This is a genomic window from Actinomyces naeslundii, from assembly GCF_001956585.1.
Classification (GTDB): Bacteria; Actinomycetota; Actinomycetes; order Actinomycetales; family Actinomycetaceae; genus Actinomyces; species Actinomyces naeslundii.
Window position 1 is genome coordinate 90,295 of record NZ_MSRR01000007.1, and the last position, 17,425, is coordinate 107,719.

Annotated in this window: 13 protein-coding genes and 1 pseudogene; 5 read left to right on the forward strand and 9 right to left on the reverse strand. The window is 68.2% G+C overall.

Annotation, left to right across the window (positions count from 1 at the left end):
- Positions 1–26: 26 nt before the first annotated feature.
- Entirely contained in the window at positions 27–1,172 is a 1,146-nt protein-coding gene (locus tag BKH33_RS04050; RefSeq protein WP_076142572.1) for an ROK family transcriptional regulator, read from the reverse strand.
- 190 nt (positions 1,173–1,362) lie between these two features.
- On the opposite strand from BKH33_RS04050, the gene BKH33_RS04055 reads away from it, so the two are divergent.
- The 4 genes from BKH33_RS04055 (at position 1,363) to BKH33_RS04070 (ending at position 6,937) form a co-directional block, all read left to right on the forward strand.
- Positions 1,363–3,543 (forward strand): alpha-galactosidase, encoded by a 2,181-nt coding sequence (locus tag BKH33_RS04055; protein ID WP_003783089.1) that lies wholly within the window; start codon positions 1,363–1,365, stop codon positions 3,541–3,543.
- A gap of 113 nt (positions 3,544–3,656) precedes the next feature.
- On the forward strand, positions 3,657–4,568 hold the full coding sequence (locus BKH33_RS04060; protein ID WP_003783093.1) for a carbohydrate ABC transporter permease: 912 nt from the start codon (positions 3,657–3,659) through the stop codon (positions 4,566–4,568).
- Between the two features lie 12 nt (positions 4,569–4,580).
- Positions 4,581–5,534 carry a carbohydrate ABC transporter permease gene (locus BKH33_RS04065; protein WP_003783175.1) on the forward strand — a complete coding sequence of 318 codons (954 nt, stop codon included), beginning with the start codon at positions 4,581–4,583 and terminating at the stop codon, positions 5,532–5,534.
- Positions 5,535–5,542: 8 nt separating this feature from the next.
- On the forward strand, positions 5,543–6,937 hold the full coding sequence (locus BKH33_RS04070) for an ABC transporter substrate-binding protein (RefSeq protein WP_003783159.1): 1,395 nt from the start codon (positions 5,543–5,545) through the stop codon (positions 6,935–6,937).
- A gap of 66 nt (positions 6,938–7,003) precedes the next feature.
- Here BKH33_RS04070 and BKH33_RS04075 read toward each other — a convergent pair.
- From BKH33_RS04075 to pgsA, 7 genes and pseudogenes are all read right to left on the reverse strand, one after another.
- Positions 7,004–8,736, reverse strand: a pseudogene (locus BKH33_RS04075) (formate--tetrahydrofolate ligase).
- A gap of 66 nt (positions 8,737–8,802) precedes the next feature.
- Positions 8,803–9,300, reverse strand: a complete 498-nt coding sequence (locus BKH33_RS04080; protein ID WP_003783085.1) for a regulatory protein RecX — start codon at positions 9,298–9,300, stop codon at positions 8,803–8,805.
- A complete protein-coding gene (gene recA / locus BKH33_RS04085; RefSeq protein ID WP_003783108.1) occupies positions 9,300–10,541 on the reverse strand; it encodes a recombinase RecA in 1,242 nt (413 codons plus the stop codon). Before recA ends, BKH33_RS04080 begins: the two co-directional genes overlap by 1 nt.
- 246 nt (positions 10,542–10,787) lie before the next feature.
- Complete coding sequence (locus BKH33_RS04090) at positions 10,788–11,006, reverse strand: DUF3046 domain-containing protein (RefSeq protein WP_043539354.1); 219 nt, start codon at positions 11,004–11,006, stop codon at positions 10,788–10,790.
- A gap of 133 nt (positions 11,007–11,139) precedes the next feature.
- Positions 11,140–11,550, reverse strand: a complete 411-nt coding sequence (locus BKH33_RS04095) for a helix-turn-helix domain-containing protein (RefSeq protein ID WP_003783200.1) — start codon at positions 11,548–11,550, stop codon at positions 11,140–11,142.
- 161 nt (positions 11,551–11,711) lie between these two features.
- Entirely contained in the window at positions 11,712–12,269 is a 558-nt protein-coding gene (locus tag BKH33_RS04100) for a CinA family protein (RefSeq protein WP_003783087.1), read from the reverse strand.
- Positions 12,256–12,879 carry a CDP-diacylglycerol--glycerol-3-phosphate 3-phosphatidyltransferase gene (gene pgsA / locus BKH33_RS04105; protein ID WP_043539326.1) on the reverse strand — a complete coding sequence of 208 codons (624 nt, stop codon included), beginning with the start codon at positions 12,877–12,879 and terminating at the stop codon, positions 12,256–12,258. Before pgsA ends, BKH33_RS04100 begins: the two co-directional genes overlap by 14 nt.
- Before the next feature lie 241 nt (positions 12,880–13,120).
- On the opposite strand from pgsA, the gene BKH33_RS04110 reads away from it, so the two are divergent.
- On the forward strand, positions 13,121–14,509 hold the full coding sequence (locus BKH33_RS04110; protein WP_003783056.1) for a CapA family protein: 1,389 nt from the start codon (positions 13,121–13,123) through the stop codon (positions 14,507–14,509).
- Here BKH33_RS04110 and BKH33_RS04115 read toward each other — a convergent pair.
- Positions 14,498–17,386, reverse strand: a complete 2,889-nt coding sequence (locus BKH33_RS04115; RefSeq protein WP_003783161.1) for an FtsK/SpoIIIE family DNA translocase — start codon at positions 17,384–17,386, stop codon at positions 14,498–14,500. The genes BKH33_RS04110 and BKH33_RS04115 overlap by 12 nt on opposite strands.
- Positions 17,387–17,425: the final 39 nt, after the last annotated feature.

The window sequence follows — 17,425 nt, forward strand, 5'->3', positions numbered from 1 at the left end:
GAGCGCTCGCACGGCGAAGCCCCCGCTCACCGATCGCCCGCCGCCACCGTCCACTGATCCAGAGCCAGCGCGGCCGCCCCTCGCGCCCACTCGTCGAACTCGAAGGGACGCAGCAGGACCGGCACCGGCGCCGCGGCCCAGTGCCGCAGGCCGCCCACCTCCCTCTCAAAGGTCTCGCGGTAAGCCTCCACCACGGCGACCCCCTCCCCGGAGACGACGACGAGCTCGGGGTCGACGTAGGCGATGAGCGACCCCACGACCCTTCCGACCGCCAGTGCGGCACGCCGCAGGATGTCGTCGACACCGCTGTGACGACGCATTCCAGGACTCAGGAGCACCTCGAGGCTCAGGTCCTGAGCCTCGCGCCCCAGGTGCTCAGCAGCCGCCCGAAGCATCCCCGAGGTCGAGGCGAGAGCCCGGGCGCACCCGGGGTGCCCGATCTCGCAGCTGGGCCCGGAGGGATCCACCGGCAGGTGTCCGACGCTGCCGGCCGCCCCCTGCGCACCGGAGACGACCTCACCGGCCACCACGACCCCACAGCCGATCCCGGCACCGAGGGTGACCAGGGCGAAGGGGTCCTTTCCGCGGCCGGCTCCGAACCAGGCCTCGGCGTAGGCGAAGGCGCGCACGTCGTTGGCCGCGACGCAGGGCAGCCCGGTGGCCTCGGAGACCATGGCGGCCAGGGGCACATCACGCCATCCCAGGAAGCTGGCCACCACAACGGTCCGTCTCCCGACGACCGCCGCCCCCAGGGAGATCCCGATCGCGTCGGGGCGCCGACCGCTGCGCTCAGCCAGCTGCGCCACCACCGAGGCGATGAGGGCAGCTACGGAGCCGGCGTCGGTCTCGGTCAGCGGCAGGGAGTCACCGATGAGGACCTCACCCAGCGGGTCGGTCAGGACGGCGTAGAGGCGGTCGGCAGTGAGCTTGATCCCTGCAACGGTGGCGCTGTTCGGGGCGACGGCCAGGAGGCGGGTGGGCCGCCCCGGCCCGCCCGCCTCCGCCGGCGGCCGCTCCTCGACGAGACCGGCCTCGATGAGGGGGCGCACCGTGCGCGTCGTCGTCGCCGCAGACAGCCCCAGGCGCCCCCCGAGGTCGCCGCGACTCATGGGGCCGACGGAGATCAGGGCGAGCAGCGCCCTGGCGCCGAGGCTGCGTCCACCACCATCCATCGCCGGCTCCTGTTCCTGCCATCGCCATCTACCGGATGAGCCACACGGCCCGTGACCTGGGACGACGCCCACCGCCGCCCACTTTGTACCGACACTGTAGGACAAACGCTTGCGAAATCCGGCACCATCAATTATTTTCATCTTACAAGGAATCGCCTCTGATTCCTTCCCCTCCCCTGGAAGGACGATGATGACCCTCCATCTGCGCCGAGCCGACACCTCCGTGGTCCTTGACCTGCCCGACGACCGTTTCCCGGTGGTGCGCCACTGGGGTCCCGACCTGGGTGACGTCAGCGGTGACGACCTGACCGACGCGGCCCTGGCTGCAGCGACGTCCCTGGGCACCAACACCGCCTGGATCACCAATGACCTGCCGATCCTGCCCCTGGCCCACCTGGGTTGGAGCGCGCGTCCCGCCGTGGCGCTCTCGCGCACCGACGGCACGGCCTTCTCCCCCCACCCCACCGCCTTCAGCCACGAGGAGAGTTCCGAGGACACCCCCGCCGGCACCGCCCTCGTCGTGCGCTCCAGCGGAACCGACGCCGCCCACGAGCTGACCCTGGGTACCGAGCTGCGCCTGGAACCCTGTGGCCTGGTTCGCGTGCGCTCCTGGGTCCGCGACGACCGCCCCGAGTCCGACGGCGAGCAGGGAGCCGACCTCGTCGTCGGCGAGCTCACCCCGGTGCTGCCGCTGCCCGACAGCGCCGACGAGCTGCTCGACACCACCGGCCACCACGTCCAGGAGCGCCGGCTCGTGCGTACCCCCTTCACCCCGGGCACCCGCCTGCGCGAGTCCTGGGAGGGGCGCCCGGGGCACGACGCCGTCACCTGGCTGGCCGCCGGCCCCACCGGCTTCGGATGGCGCAGCGGGCGCGTCCACGGCGTTCACGCGGCCTGGTCCGGCAATGTCCGCCACCTGGCGATGAACCCAGCCTCGGGGCGCAAGCTCCTGGGAGCCGGAGAGCTGCTCCTGCCGGGCGAGGTCTTACTGGCCCCCGGTCAGACCTACACCTCTCCGTGGACGGTCTTCTCCTGGGGCGAGGGACTGGACGCCCTGGCCCACCGCAGCCACGCCTGGCTGCGCTCGCACCCGGCTCACCCCGACCGCCCCCGCCCAGTGCTGCTCAACACCTGGGAGGCCGTCTACTTCGACCACGACCTGGACAAGCTCAAGGCCCTGGCCGACGCCGCGGCCCAGGTCGGCATCGAGCGCTACGTCCTGGACGACGGCTGGTTCGGCTCCCGCCGCGACGACACCTCGGGACTGGGCGACTGGCAGGTCTCCCCCGAGGCCTGGCCGGACGGTCTGGAGCCGCTCGTGGAGCACGTCCACGCCCTGGGCATGGAGTTCGGCCTGTGGTTCGAGCCGGAGATGATCAACGTCGACTCCGAGCTGGCCCGCGCCCACCCGGACTGGATCCTGTCCGACGGCACCGGCGGAGCTCCCGAGCACCGCCACCAGCGGGTCCTGGACCTGACCGCCCCCGGTGCCTGGGACTACCTGTTCGAGGCCATCTCCACCCTCGTGGAGCGCCTCGACATCGCCTACCTCAAGTGGGACCACAACTCCCCCCTGCTGGCCGCAGGGCATGAGGTCGCCAACCCCACCGCGGGACGCCAGGGGGCGGCCGCCGTCCACGACCAGACCCTGGCCGTCTACCGACTCCTGGACGCGCTCCACGAGCGCTTCCCCGACCTGGAGATCGAGTCCTGCGCCGGCGGCGGCGGCCGCATCGACCTGGGGATCATGGAGCGCACCCAGCGGGTGTGGGCATCGGACTGCATCGATGCCCACGACCGCCAGAACATTCAGCGCGGCACCACGCTGCTGCTTCCTCCCGAGCTGGTGGGGACCCACGTCGGCTCGGGGCGGGCCCACACCACTCTGCGCGACCTCGACCTCGACTTCCGGGCCGGGACCTCCCTGTGGGGCCACATGGGCGTGGAGTGGGATCTCACCGAGGCCGACGACGCAACCCGCGAGCGCCTGGCCTCCATCATCGCGCTGCACAAGGAGCTGCGCGGTCTGCTGCACTCGGGGGTGACGGTCCACGCGGACCTGCCCGACGACGATGTGCTGCGCATCGAGGGCGTCGTCGCCCCTGACGGCTCCGACGCCCTGTTCGAGATCGCCTCGCTGGGTCAGCTCCTGGCCTGGCCCACGGCGCCGCGCCCGCTGCCCGGTCTGGACCCCTCGCGCCGCTACCACGTGGGTCTGGCGGCACCGGCTTACCCCGAGCTGAGCCTCGCGGCGAGCTGGATGGCCGAGGGCGTGACCCTGCCGGGCTCCTACCTGACCACCACGGGTCTGGCACTGCCGGTGCTGCACCCCGACCACCTCGTCCTGCTGCGCGTGAGCGCCGTCGACTGACGGCTCGGCGATCCTCCGAGTCGCTGATCCGCCCTCCCTTCTTCTGCCCGTTCCTGCCCCCACCCATCCGTTTTCGACCCGTTTTCCCACATCACCGTCGATTTGGAGACCCGATGTCAACTTTGACCCTAGTCGAGCAACCATCTCGTCGGCAGCGCAAGCCACGCTCCGACCTCAAGCTCGGCCTCGCCTTCATCCTCCCGGCGACGATCGGCCTCGTCGCCTTCTACATCTGGCCCCTCATCCGAGGCATCTGGCTGTCCTTCACCGAGTACAACCTCCTGACCCCCGAGGAGTTCACCGGCCTGGACAACTACAAGCGCATGGTCCAGGACGACACCTTCTGGAACGCCGTCGTCGTCACCGTGGAGTACGTGGTCATCAACATCGGTCTGCAGACGATCCTGGCGCTCCTCATTGCCGTCCTCATGCAGCGCCTGACCCAGTCCACCTTCGTGCGATCCATCGTGCTGACGCCCTACCTCGTCTCCAACGTGGTCGCCGCCATGCTGTGGCTGTGGATCCTGGACAACACGCTGGGCATCACCAACCAGCTCCTGGAGTCCCTGACGGGCTCTGCCGTCGACTTCTTCTCCTCGTCGATGGCCATCCCCACCATCGCCATCATCAACGTGTGGCGGCACGTGGGCTACACGGCCCTGCTCATCTTCGCGGGCCTGCAGTCGATCCCGAACACGGTCTACGAGGCCGGCAAGATGGACGGCGCCAGCGAGTGGCGGATGTTCTGGAGGATCACCGTCCCGCTGCTGCGTCCCATCCTGGCGCTGGTACTCATCATGACGATGATCGGCTCCTTCCAGGTCTTCGACACCGTCTCGGTGGCCACCCAGGGCGGCCCCGTCAACGCCACCCGCGTGCTGCAGTACTACATCTACGACATGGCCTTCGGGCGATTCCAGTTCGGATACGCCTCCGCCATGGCGGTGGGGCTGCTGCTCGTCCTGGCGGCGATCACGATCCTGCAGTACCACATGACCCGTGCGGGCGAGACGGACCTGGACTGAGGAGGACCACCCATGACAACGACAACCGCATCCGTGTCCTCCGCAAAATCCCCCAAGGCAGCCGCTGCGGCGTCCGCCGAGGCCCCCGGCCGCCGGCTCACCGTCGGCAAGGCCCTGGCCTGGGCGGCGATGATCCTCATCATGCTGTTCACGCTCCTGCCCTTCTACTGGGTCCTGCGTACAGCGCTGTCCTCCAACGCGGGCATCACGGCCCACCCCACCAGCCTGCTGCCGGTGGACATCAACCTGCGCGGCTTCGCCCGCGTCTTCGGCATGCAGTCCACCGAGGATGCCCTGGCCGACGGCGGCAGCGGCGCAGCCATCAACTTCTGGCTCTACCTGCGCAACTCGGTCATCATCTCCACACTGGTCACCGTCGGGCAGGTCTTCTTCTCGGCGATGGCCGCCTACTCCTTCTCCCGCCTGCGCTGGAAGGGACGCGACACGGTCTTCGCCGTGTTCCTGGGCGCTCTCATGGTCCCCTCGATCTTCACGCTCCTGCCCAACTTCGTGCTGGTCAAGCAGCTCCATCTCATCGACACCTTCCTCGGGGTGGCGCTGCCGACCATGTTCATGACGCCCTTCGCGGTGTTCTTCCTCAAGCAGTTCTTCATGAACATCCCGCGCGAGCTGGAGGAGGCCGCACTGCTCGACGGCGCCTCGAAGATCCGGGTGTTCTTCACCCTCATCCTGCCCATGGCCAAGGCCCCGATCTCGACGCTGGCGATCCTGACCTACATCACGGCCTGGAACGACTACTTCTGGCCCCTGCTGGTCTCCTACACGGACTCCTCGCGGGTGCTCACGGTGGCCCTGGCGGTCTTCCGCTCCCAGGCCCCGCAGACCGGCCCCGACTGGGCCGGGCTCATGGCCGCCACGCTCGTGGCCGCCCTCCCGATGCTCCTGCTGTTCATGGCCTTCGCCCGGCGCATCGTCAACTCCATCGGCTTTACCGGAATCAAGTGAGGCATCAGATGACGACTCAACCGATCAGCCCTCTTCGCTCCTCACTGTCGCGCCGCAGTCTCCTGTGCGGCCTGGCCTCGGGCGCGGCCGCCCTGACCCTGGCCGCCTGCTCCGGCGGCTCCAGGAAGTCGGGACCCGGCGCCGTGGAGTACTGGATGTGGGACGCCAGCCAGCTGCCCGCCTACGAGGCCTGCGCCAAGGCCTTCGAGGCCAAGACCGGCATCAAGGTCAATATCACCCAGATCGCCTGGGGCGACTACTGGACCAAGCTGACAGCCGGTTTCATCGCCGGGACCGGACCGGACGCCTTCACCGACCACATCTCCAAGTTCGCCCAGTTCGTGGATCTGGAGGTCCTGGTCCCGCTGGAGAAGCAGGCCGCTTGGGCCGGTGTCGACGAGTCCGCCTTCCAGGAGGGCCTCATCGACCTGTGGAAGGGGGAGGACGGCCACCAGTACGGCTGCCCCAAGGACTGGGACACCGTGGCGGTCTTCTACAACCGGGACATGCTCACCCAGGCGGGCCTGACCGATGCCGATCTGGCCGGCTGGTCCTGGAACCCCACCGACGGCGGAACCTTTGAGAAGATCCTCGCCCGCCTGACCGTGGACAAGAACGGCGTGCGCGGTGACGAGCCCGGCTTCGACAAGAACCGGGTGGCCGTCTACGGCCTGGGCATCCAGGATGCTGGCACCGGGGACGGCCAGACCCAGTGGAGTCCCTTCACCGGCTCGGCCGGCGACTGGTTCTACACGAACAAGGAGACGTGGGGGAACCACTACCGCTACGACGAGAAGGTCTTCCAGGACGCCATGGACTGGTACTTCGGCCTGGTGGACAAGGGTTATATGCCTCCTCGTGGCGCCTTCTCCTCCACGACCAGCACCGATGTCCAACTCGGCAGCGGCAAGGTCGCCATGTGCTTCAACGGCTCGTGGATGTTCAGCACCTACGCCAAGCTCGACGTCAAGGTCGGGATCGCGGCCAATCCTGTGGGCCCCAGCGGCAAGTCGGCCTCCCTGTACAACGGGCTGGGCGACTCGATCTCCAAGCAGTCGGCCAACATCGACAATGCCTCCAAGTGGGTGGCCTTCCTGGGAACCGCCGAGGCGCAGGACATCGTGGCCTCTCACGGAATCGTCTTCCCGGCGATCGCCTCCTCCACTGACAAGGCAGTGAAGGTCTTCGAGGAAACTGGCCTGCCCACCAAGCCCTTCACCCAGCACCTGGAGGACAAGTCCACCTTCTTCTTCCCACTGACCTACTTCGGCGCGGACGTGGCCGCCATCATGAAGCCCGCGACGGACGACCTGTGGGCGAACCGGGTGCCCGCCTCGACACTGACGAAGTACAACGAGCAGGTCAACCTCCTGTTCGAGACCTCCAAGCACGAGAAGGGTTAACAGCACGGTTGCTTCTGACCAACCGGAGGCCGGGTCCGGCATATCGCCGGGCCCGGCCCGCGACCGTCATCGCAGCCCCACGATCTCCCCGGTGTCGGCGTCGACGTCGACGCGCTCGGCCGCGGGACGGCTCGACAGGCCCGGCATGGTCGACAGGCTGCCGCAGATCACGCAGACGTAACCCGCCCCGGCGGCCAGGCGCACCTCGCGCACCGGCAGACGCCACCCGGTGGGGACACCCTTGAGGCCGGGCTCAGCGGACAGGGAAAGCGGGGTCTTGGCGACAATGACTGGCAGGCCCCCGAAACCGCCGCGCTCATAGTCGTCCAGCAACCTGCTCGCGGCAGAGGTGTAGTCCACACCGTCGGCTCCGTAGAGAGCCGCCACTTTGGAGATCTTGGTGCGCAGGTCATCCTCAGGCTCGTAGACGGGGCGGATGGAGACCGCATCGCCGGTCTCCCGGCAGGCCTCGACGACGGCGCTCGCCAGGTCGAGGCAGCCCTCACCTCCTCGAGTCACGGGGTGGCAGACGGCCACCCGGGCACCGGCCTCGCGGGCGATGCTCCTCACTTCCTCGACCTCGCTGTCATGGTCGGTGGGGAAGACATTGATGGCCACGACCGGAGTGATGCCGAAGCCCCGCACGATCTGAAGGTGCTTGAGCAGGTTGGCCGCGCCGGTGCGTACGTCCTCGACCTTCTCCTGGAGCATCTCCTCGGGCAGGTCCTTGCCGCTGACGAGGCGGTAGCGGCCGGAGTGGGCCTTGAGCGCCCTGATGGTGACCACGACGACGGCGGCACTCGGGTGCATCCCGGAGACGGCGCACTTGAGGTCCACGAAGCGCTCCAGACCCATGTCGGATCCGAAGCCGGCCTCGGTGAGGATGTAGCCGCCATCCCTGGCTCCTGCTGCAGCGACGCGGTCGGCGATGACCGAGGAGCATCCGGTGGCGATATTGCCGAAGGGGCCGGTGTGAACCAGGACGGGGGTGCCCTCACCGGTGCGCAGGAGGTTGGGCTCGAGCGCGTCGCGCAGGACGGCGCACATGGCACCGGCTGCCTTGAGGTCCTCGGCGCTGATCCACTCTCCGCCGCGGCTTCGGCCGATGACGATGCGCCCCAGGCGCTTGCGCAGGTCGGCCAGGTCCGTGGCCAGCGACATGATGACCATGAGCTCGCTGGCCGGGGTGATGTCGAAGGATGCCTGCCGGGTGACGCCATCGACCTTGGAGCCCAGGCCGGTGACGATATGGCGCAGGGCCCGGTCGTTGACGTCCAGGACCCGGGGCCAGGTGATGGTGCGCTCGTCGATGTCGAGCTCATTGCCGTGGTGCAGGTGGTTGTCGATCATCGCCGACAGGAGGTTGTGGGCGGCGGTGATGGCGTGGAAGTCGCCGGTCAGGTGCAGGTTCATCCGCTCGGCCGGCAGGATGCGGGCGCCCCCGGAGCCGCCGGCCCCGCCCTTGATGCCGAAGGTGGGTCCCATGGCCGACTGGCGCAGGGTGAGGACGGCCTGCTCTCCCAGACGAGTGAGCCCCTGAGCCAGTCCGATGGCCGTGGTGGTCTTGCCCTCCCCGAAAGGCGTCGGTGTGATCGCAGTGACGACGATGTAGCGGGCTTTGCCGGGACCATCCTGTGCCCGGCCCCCTCACCACAAGGAATCAGGGCGCGCAGATCGATCTTGGCCACGTCGTGACCATAGGGAACAACGTGCTCGGCAGCGATTCCCGCCGAGGCCGCCAACGCGCCAAGGTCAACCGGGGTCTGAGAGCCGTCAGTGGCCGCAATCGCCTGAGTCATGGGGCAAGCCTAGTGGGCCGGCGAGAAAGCCTCAGTCCCTTGAGGACCTGGTGACGGGACCGCTTCTCAGTCCGGCTCCTCGGCGAAGGCCGCCTCAAGGGCACGCACAGCGGCTTCCCGGCTGTAGCCCTTGCGGCCCAGCATGGCCGCGGTGCGACGCCGGCGAATCTCCCAGGGCAGGTGGCGCGTGGCGGAAAGCTTCTTGCGAGCCAGCGCCAGGGCCGCCGTGTCCTCATCATTGGAGTCGATCTGGTCGAGGGCTGCGGCGATGTCCCGATCCCCCAGCCCTTTGCGCCGCAGCTCCTCGGCGATGGCCCGCCTGGCCGCCCCCTTCTCCGCGAAGCGGGTGCGAGCCAGACGGGCTGCATAGGCGGCATCATCAATCACTCCAGCCGCCTCCAGGCGGTCCAGGACCTCGGCGGCCACGCGGGGGTCCACCTCCTTGCGCCCGAGCAGGTCCGCCAAGGCCGCCCGCGGGGCGGCGCTGCGGTCAAGGCGGCGTAGAACGATCTCCCGCGCCGCCTCGACGGCCTGCGCGTGGGCATCAGGGGTGATCCAGGGCATCAGAACCCGCCGGCATCCTCACCGAAGATGGTGTCCGCATCCTCCGCCGCAGTCTCCTTGGCGGTCTTAGCGCTCTTGGACGCCTTGGTGGAGCCTGCGGCCTTCTTCCCGCGTCCACGGGCGGTCTTGACAGCACTCGTGGCAGCGGCATCAGCGCTCTCCACCGGGACGGCGGCTGCGGCCACGGCCGCCTCGGCTGCGGCGAGTTCCTCGGCCTCCCGGGCCTTGCGGCCGGGCTCGCCGATTCCCAGGGCAGCGAGGATCTTCTCCTCGATCTCAGCGGCCAGCTGCGGATTGTCCTTGAGGAAGTTGCGAGCGTTCTCCTTGCCCTGACCGAGCTGATCCTCCCCATAGGTGAACCAAGCCCCGGACTTGCGCACCACGCCGTTGTCCACGCCCAGGTCCAGCAAGCTGCCCTCCCGGGAGATGCCCTGTCCGTAGAGGATGTCGAACTCGGCCTGCTTGAAGGGCGGCGCCATCTTGTTCTTGACAACCTTGACGCGGGTGCGGTTGCCCACGGGCTGGTCGCCGTCCTTGAGCCCGCCGATGCGGCGCACATCCAGGCGCACAGAGGCGTAGAACTTCAGGGCCTTCCCGCCGGTGGTGGTCTCCGGGTTGCCGAAGAACACACCGATCTTCTCGCGCAGCTGGTTGATGAAGATGGCAGTGGTGCCGGTGGAGGACAGGGCCCCGGTGATCTTGCGCAGCGCCTGACTCATGAGACGAGCCTGAAGGCCGACGTGGGAATCCCCCATCTCCCCCTCGATCTCAGCCTTGGGAACCAGGGCCGCCACGGAGTCGATGACGATGATGTCCAGGCCGCCCGAACGCACAAGCATGTCAGTGATCTCCAGGGCCTGTTCACCGGTATCCGGCTGGGAGACCAGAAGGTTGTCGATGTCGACGCCCAGAGCCTTGGCATAAACCGGGTCAAGGGCGTGCTCGGCATCGATGAAGGCGGCATTGCCGCCGGCCCGCTGCGCACTGGCCACAGCGTGCAGGGCAACAGTGGTCTTTCCGGAGGACTCCGGCCCGTAGACCTCGATGATGCGACCTCGCGGAAGCCCTCCGACCCCCAGGGCCACATCAAGAGCAACAGAGCCCGTGGGGATGACGGACACCGGCGGACGGGTATCGTCCCCCAGACGCATGACGGAGCCCTTACCGAAGTTCTTGTCGATCTGGGCGAGGGCAGTGGCCAGGGCCTTGGAACGGTCCTGGGTCTGGCTGGCAGCAGGCATTTGTTCTACCTCGGTTCTCGGGGCGGCTCACAGCCGCGGCGGACATGACTGGTCACTTCGGCGAGGTCCCCTCTCCGGGGCTCACCAACGACGGTATGCCTGACCACTGACATCTATCTCCGCCCCTCATCAGCCCTGTGGACTTCAGGTGCGTCGCCGTCGTTCGTGGAGAACAGTACCCGAACACCTGTTCGATCACGACATCATCGTCACGCGCGTGTCGACTGCACCACCCCTCACCCCATCTCAGCGGCGAGGGTCGGAACGGAAGATCCACCGCTCGGCGTCCGAGCGCTCAGTCTCCTCGCACAGCAGGGCCCACACACGCTCCGGCGCTACGCCATCGTCGAGCGCCTGCACACAGGTCGCCTCCAACTCAGGAAGGACCAGGTCCTGCGCCAGCGACCGGCCGTAGGCCGAGCCGAAGACAGCCTCGACAGCGCCCCAGAACTCCGAGTGCTTCACCACTCCCCCTCTTCTCAACAGACACCCCGGCGGCGGACCCACACAGCGTGGCCCCACCGCCGGGGAAGGTCAGCTCATCGGCCGCAGGTCGCAGACGCCACAGGGACGCCTCACCGAGGCCTGCAGCGGACGATCACCTCAGGGCGATCCCCTGCTGACGCACAAGCTCATCGGGAACTGTGTCCGGAATCATGACGCCCTCGGTCAGGGCGATGCGGTCGGAGACCTCACGCAGCACCATGGACAGGGGCGCGTCGAGGGCCTGGCAGATGGAGGCCAGCAGCTCAGAGGACGCCTCCTTCTGACCGCGCTCCACCTCGGAGAGGTATCCCAGGGATACGCGGGCCTGTGAGGAGACCTCACGCAACGTACGCCCCTGGTGCTGGCGGACGCCGCGCAGAACTTCTCCGATCTCGCGGCGCAGGACGACATTCTCTTGCTTCGGGGTGTCCACGGACACACCGTACCCTGCCCCGGGTCCCTGGCGCATCGGCATCCGGTTGTTGATCGGGCGAGTGGTGCGGGGGTGAGTCGTGTTGTTCATCGTCTAGCACAACCATTCACGTCGTGGATTCATTCCCGCCACGCAATGCCAGTTCTCCGGCTCCGGTGGCGTTGTCCCCCACTCTACCGCCATTCCTGGAAGAAACCTGAAACGCGTCTTAGTCTACGGTCTGTACCTGCTCGGCACTCGGCAGACAACTCTCAGTCCGTTTCACCTCGCCCCGCCTCGTGCAGAAACTCGACGGCCAGGCCGAGCACGCTGAGCACGGCGTCGTACCGGACGTGCGAGCGGCCCCCACCCAGATGCAGCTCGCGGTGAGCCTCTCCCCACGGGGCAACGACGGCGACATGCACCGTTCCCGCCGGGTGGGCGTCAGCCGGCCCGGGCCCTGCGACCCCGGTGGTCGCCAACCCCAGATCGGTCCCCAGGAGGCGGCGCACGCCGCGCGCCATCTGGAGGGCGACGTCACGATCCACCGGTCCGGTCCGCTCCAGGTGAGCGGCATCCACACCGAGGACCTGCACCTTGATCCGGGTGGCGTAAGCGACCACGGCGCCGACAAGCACACGCGACGCCCCTGGAATCTCCACCAGGCTCGAGGAGACCTGACCACCCGTCAAGGACTCGGCGACCGCCAGCGTCAGCGAGTGATCCCTGGCGGCTCGCAGAAGGTCAGCCGCTGCCCGCGCACAGCTCTCCCGCTCGTTTCCCCTATGGGCCACCGGGATCTCCGCCCCGGGGAGCTCAGTGGCCGACATGGTCGTCCCGGCGACTGAGGCGCACAGCCTCTCGTACGTAGTCCAGACCTGTCACCACGGTGACGACGAGTGCCGCAGCCACGACGACGTAAGACGCCTTGAGCAGGAACGCGGCCAGACCTGCGGGCAGGAGGAGGAAGGACCACGGAGTGAGCAGCCCCACCAGCCCCACCATTTGGAGCGTCGTCTTGATCTTACCGCCGCGTGATGCCGCCATGACGGCGCGGCGCAGCATGAAGAACCGCATGACCGTGATGCCGAGCTCGCGCACGACGATGAGGATGGTGACCCACCACCACAGCCTGTCGTTGATGCTCAGCAGGACGAAGGCGGACAGGGTCAGCGCCTTGTCCGCGATCGGATCGGCGATCTTGCCGAAGGAGGTCACCAGCCCCCACGATCGCGCGAGCTGACCGTCAAGACGGTCCGTGAAGGCAGCCACCACGAAGACGACGACCGCAGCGAGCCTGTCTTGATCTCCCGGAAGCAGGGAGAGCCAGATGAAGACGGGGACGAGCAGCAGTCGCAACACCGTCAGGGCGTTGGCGATGTTGAGCAGCGGCGCCTGCTCTGGCTGCGCGGCGCCGTCCGGGGCGGTCGAGGCATTCATCGTGACCAGCCTAGTAGTGCATGCCCTCACACCGTCGAAGACACCTCGATTCGTCTTCTCGACAACGTCGTCCCCGCACGCCTCCGCCGGCCGCGCCATGGCACCGCTCCATGCGACACGCAGCAGGGGATCAATCCCCACCCGCGGTTTCCCCTGCCATCTCGCCACTTCCACCTCAGGCCGCCGAAAAGAGCACGGACCGCACACACGCCGTTAAGGTTCGATTCTTACGTTCATAATTATGTATTCCTCTATTTTTCTCTCATCGTCTTTGGCAGGCTCCAACAACTTCGCTCCTCGGCACCACACCGCCGAGTATCCGAGCGGCTCGCCACGCACCGTACGTGTCGCCCGCAGGTCACGAGGTCCGGGCCTCCTCACCGCCGCCGTTCTCACCGCCTCCATCGTGGTCGCCGGGTGCTCGCCAAGCTCGGGTCAGTCGCTGTCGGCTCAGTCCGGGCCCACCGGGGCGGGCAGCTCGCAGGACGTGCGATTCACCGTGGGTTACGCCGGGGACGTCCTCATGCACATGCCGGTTCTGAGCTCCACTCCAGAAGCCTCGGGCGATATCACCGACAACGTCGCTGCCGAGACCCCCTGGGTCGAGGGCCTGGATCTGGCCCTGTGCGGGATGGAGGTTCCCGTCGCTCCGGACGGGGTCTACTCGGGCTTCCCCACCTTCGGCGCTCCTTCCGAGGTCGTCGGCGCCTTGGCGAGATCCGGGTGGGACGGCTGCGCGACCGCGTCCAATCACTCCGCGGACCGGGGAGAGGAGGGAGTCGTCGCCACCTTGGACGCCCTGGACTCTCACGGGTTGGGGCACGCGGGCACCTACCGGAGCCGGGAGGACGCCTCCGTGCCCTTCGCGCTCTACGAGCTCGAGCGGGGAGGGCGCACAGTGACCGTGGCCCAGATATCCACGACCATGGGGCTCAACGGCCTCGATGATCCCACCGGGTACTCAGTGTCGCTCAACGACGTCGGCGCCATCACGAAGGCGGCGAAGGCGGCCCGTGCGGCGGGCGCCGACCTCGTCGTCGTCCACTCCCAGATCGGCCAGGAGTACGAGACCACTCCCGACAAGGAGCAGGTCTCCTACGCCCAGGATCTCGCCGACAGCGGGCAGGTCGACATCTTCTTCGGCGCTCACCCCCATGTGCCTCAGCCCGCCGAGAAGCTCCCCGGGGGAGTCAAGGGCAAGGGGATGTGGGTGTCGTACTCGGCCGGCAACTACATCTCCAGCCAGGACGAGTCGTACTGCGGACCGTTGTCCGACGTCGGCCAGCTGGTCTGGGCCGACGTCACCTCCCACGCCGACGGCTCGGTGAGTGTGGACAAACTGAACTGGCACCCGTTCACGGTGGATCAGGGGGCCGGCTACAAGGTCAGGGACCTGGCGGCGCTTCACAACGGTGAGCGTCCTGCCGGCCTAAGTCTGGACGAGGAGGAGATCGAGCGACGCTGGAGCATGCTCACCTCAGACGTCAAGGACGCCTCGACCATGTCCACCACGCCGCCGAAATCCACCGGGCCCGCCCCGACGATTCCCAGTCGGGAAGAGGTCATCAAACGAGCAAGGACGCACCTGGACCCGCCGGGCACGGCATCGGCCTCCTCATCACCACGATGAGCCGCGGCCGGTGAGTGACCAGGCGTCCTCCGAGTCCTCCTCGGCGGAGGCATCGTCCCAGGACTCCGACTCCGGCAGACTCGAGGCGACCTCCAGAGGGTCCGTGCTGTAACGGTTCGACGGCAGGGCCACCGTACGGGGCTCACCCGCAGCGGCTGGACCATCGGAGTCGGGCGCCTCCTGGGATCCCTCAGTGTCTGCTGGGGTCTCAGCGCTTCCGGGGGCGCTCCCCTCCCCCTTGATCCAGGCCAGGGTCTCCTCGAGCTGCTCGGGCTGGACGAGGACGTCCCGGGCCTTGGAACCCTCGGAGGGGCCGACGACCTCTCGGGACTCGAGCAGGTCCATGAGGCGCCCGGCCTTGGCGAAGCCGACGCGCAGCTTGCGCTGGAGCATGGAGGTGGAGCCGAACTGGCTGGAGATAATGAGCTCGGCGGCCTGCAGCAGCAGGTCCATGTCGTCGCCGATCTCCTCGTCGATCTGCTTCTTGACCTCCGGGACGACGACGTCCTCGCGGTACTCGGGAGTCAGCTGGGCCTTGACGTGCTCAACGACGGAGCGGATCTCGGACTCGGTGACCCAGGATCCCTGGATGCGCACCGGCGTGGAGGCACCGGGGCCCAGGTAGAGGGCGTCGCCCTGGCCGGTGAGGGTCTCGGCCCCGTTCTGGTCGAGGATGACGCGGGAGTCCAGCTGGGAGGCGGTGGCGAAGGCCAGGCGCGAGGGCACATTGGACTTGATGAGACCGGTGACCACCTGGGCGACTGGCCGCTGGGTGGCCAGGACCAGGTGGATCCCGGCGGCGCGGGCCAGCTGGGTGATGCGTTGGATGGAGGCCTCGACGTCCTTGGGCGCCGTCATCATGAGGTCGGCGAGCTCGTCGACGACGACCAGGAGGTAGGGGTAGGGACTCAGCTCGCGCTGGGAGCCCGGCAGGGGCTGTACCTCCCCGGCTCGCACCGCCTTGTTGAAGTCATCGATGTGCTTGAAGCCGAAGGAGGCCAGGTCGTCATAGCGGGCGTCCATCTCGCGGACCACCCACTCCAGGGCCTCGGCCGCCTTCTTCGGGGAGGTGATGATCGGGGTGATGAGGTGCGGGATGCCCTCGTAGATGGTCAGCTCCACCCGCTTGGGGTCGACCAGCACCATGCGCACCTCTTCCGGCGTGGCGCGCATCATGATCGAGGTGATCATGGAGTTGACGAAGGAGGACTTGCCCGAACCGGTCTGACCGGCCACCAGCAGGTGCGGGGTCTTGGCGAGGTTGGTGACGATGTAGTCGCCCTCCACGTTCTTGCCCAGCCCCACGACCAGCGGGTGCGCCTGCTTGCGGGCCGCCTGGGAGCGCAGGACGTCGCCGAGCTTGACCATCTCGCGGTCGGTGTTGGGGATCTCGATGCCGATGGCGCTCTTGCCGGGGATCGGGGTGAGCAGGCGGATCTCGTCGGAGGCCACCGCGTAGGCGATGTTCTTCTCCAGTCCGGTGATGCGCGAGACGTTGACGCCCCGGCCCCGATGGACCTCATAGCGGGTGACCTGGGGGCCGCGAGTGTAGCCGGTGACAGTGGCGTCCACGTTGAACTCGGCGAAGACGTTCTGCAGCGCCTCGACGATGGCGTCGTTGGCGGGGGTCCGGGTGGCGTGACCAGGGCCGGGGCCGAGCAGCGAGTCCTCGGGCAGGGCGTAGGTGGAGCCGTCGGGCAGGGCCATGTTGCTCATGTCGCTCATGGCGAGCTGGTCGGCGAGGTCGGGCTCCTCGAGCGGGACCTCCGGGGTCTCCTCGGTGACGGCGTCGAAGTCGGACGGCGCGGAACGCTTCGCTGCGGAGGGCCTGCGCTGCGCCGCTGAGGACGGTCTGGTCGCTGCGGCACCAGCGGGCCGGTTCTTGGCGGGGGATGCGACCGACGGCGCCGATGAGGAGACGGCGTCGTCCTCGTCGCCCACCTCCGGGACGATGAAGGCGGAGTCGTCGGGTTGTTCGCTGCCAGGATGCTCACTGCCTGGTTCGAGGAGCTCGGTGATCGAGGTCTGCTGGGCCTCCCGGTCGGCGGAGCGCTTTCGTCGACCACTGCCTCGCTTGCGCGACGTCGACTCCTCCACCTCCAGCGCGGAGCGGAAGGGCTCGTCACCGTCGTAGGAGTCCAGGAGCGTCGTCTGATCCGAATCATCGCCCGCGGTGCCGGTTGGCCCGAGGCCGGAACGGACCCGCCCGAGCAGACGCCGGGCCAGGGAGTCACCGGCGTCGGCGGGCGCTCCGCCTCCGCCAGCGGCCAGGGACCGGCGCTGGGCCAGCAGGTCGCGGATCTCGGCGATGGTCTTGCCGGACAGAACCAGGGCGGAGAACGCGGCCAGGAGAATGAACAGGATGATGGCTCCTACCGAGGAGAACAGCGCCGCCAGCGGGTAACCCACCAGCCACCCCAGGAGTCCGCCGGCGTTCTCCAGACCGGCGACGTTGTCCCTGAGGATCGGGTTTCCACTGCCGACCTGGATCATTCCGGTCAGAGCGGTCAGCAGGCCCAGGCACCCGACTGAGACCCGCGCGTGAACCGCCCCCATGCTGTGGGCTCGCAGCATGGCGACCCCCAGCGCGGCCAGGAGCAGGGGCACGAAGATACCGAGGACGCCGACGGGGCCCGCGGCGATGTGGTGCAGCAGGTTCCCTGCGGCCCCGGAGATCCCGAACCACTCGCGCAGTGCCAGGACAGCCGCCAGGGCCAGAATGAGAAAGGCCCATCCGGTACGGCGGTAGCGCCCACCGGGGGGCTGGGAACCGGGAGCGGCGAAGGGAGCGGGTCCTTGAGCGGACGCTCCTCGAGGACGCCCCCTGCCGGTTCCGGACGGAGACGTAGCAGTTCTCGTGGTGCGACGATTGGCCATGATGTCCTAGAAACTATCGGATTCTTGGCTTCAGCGGCC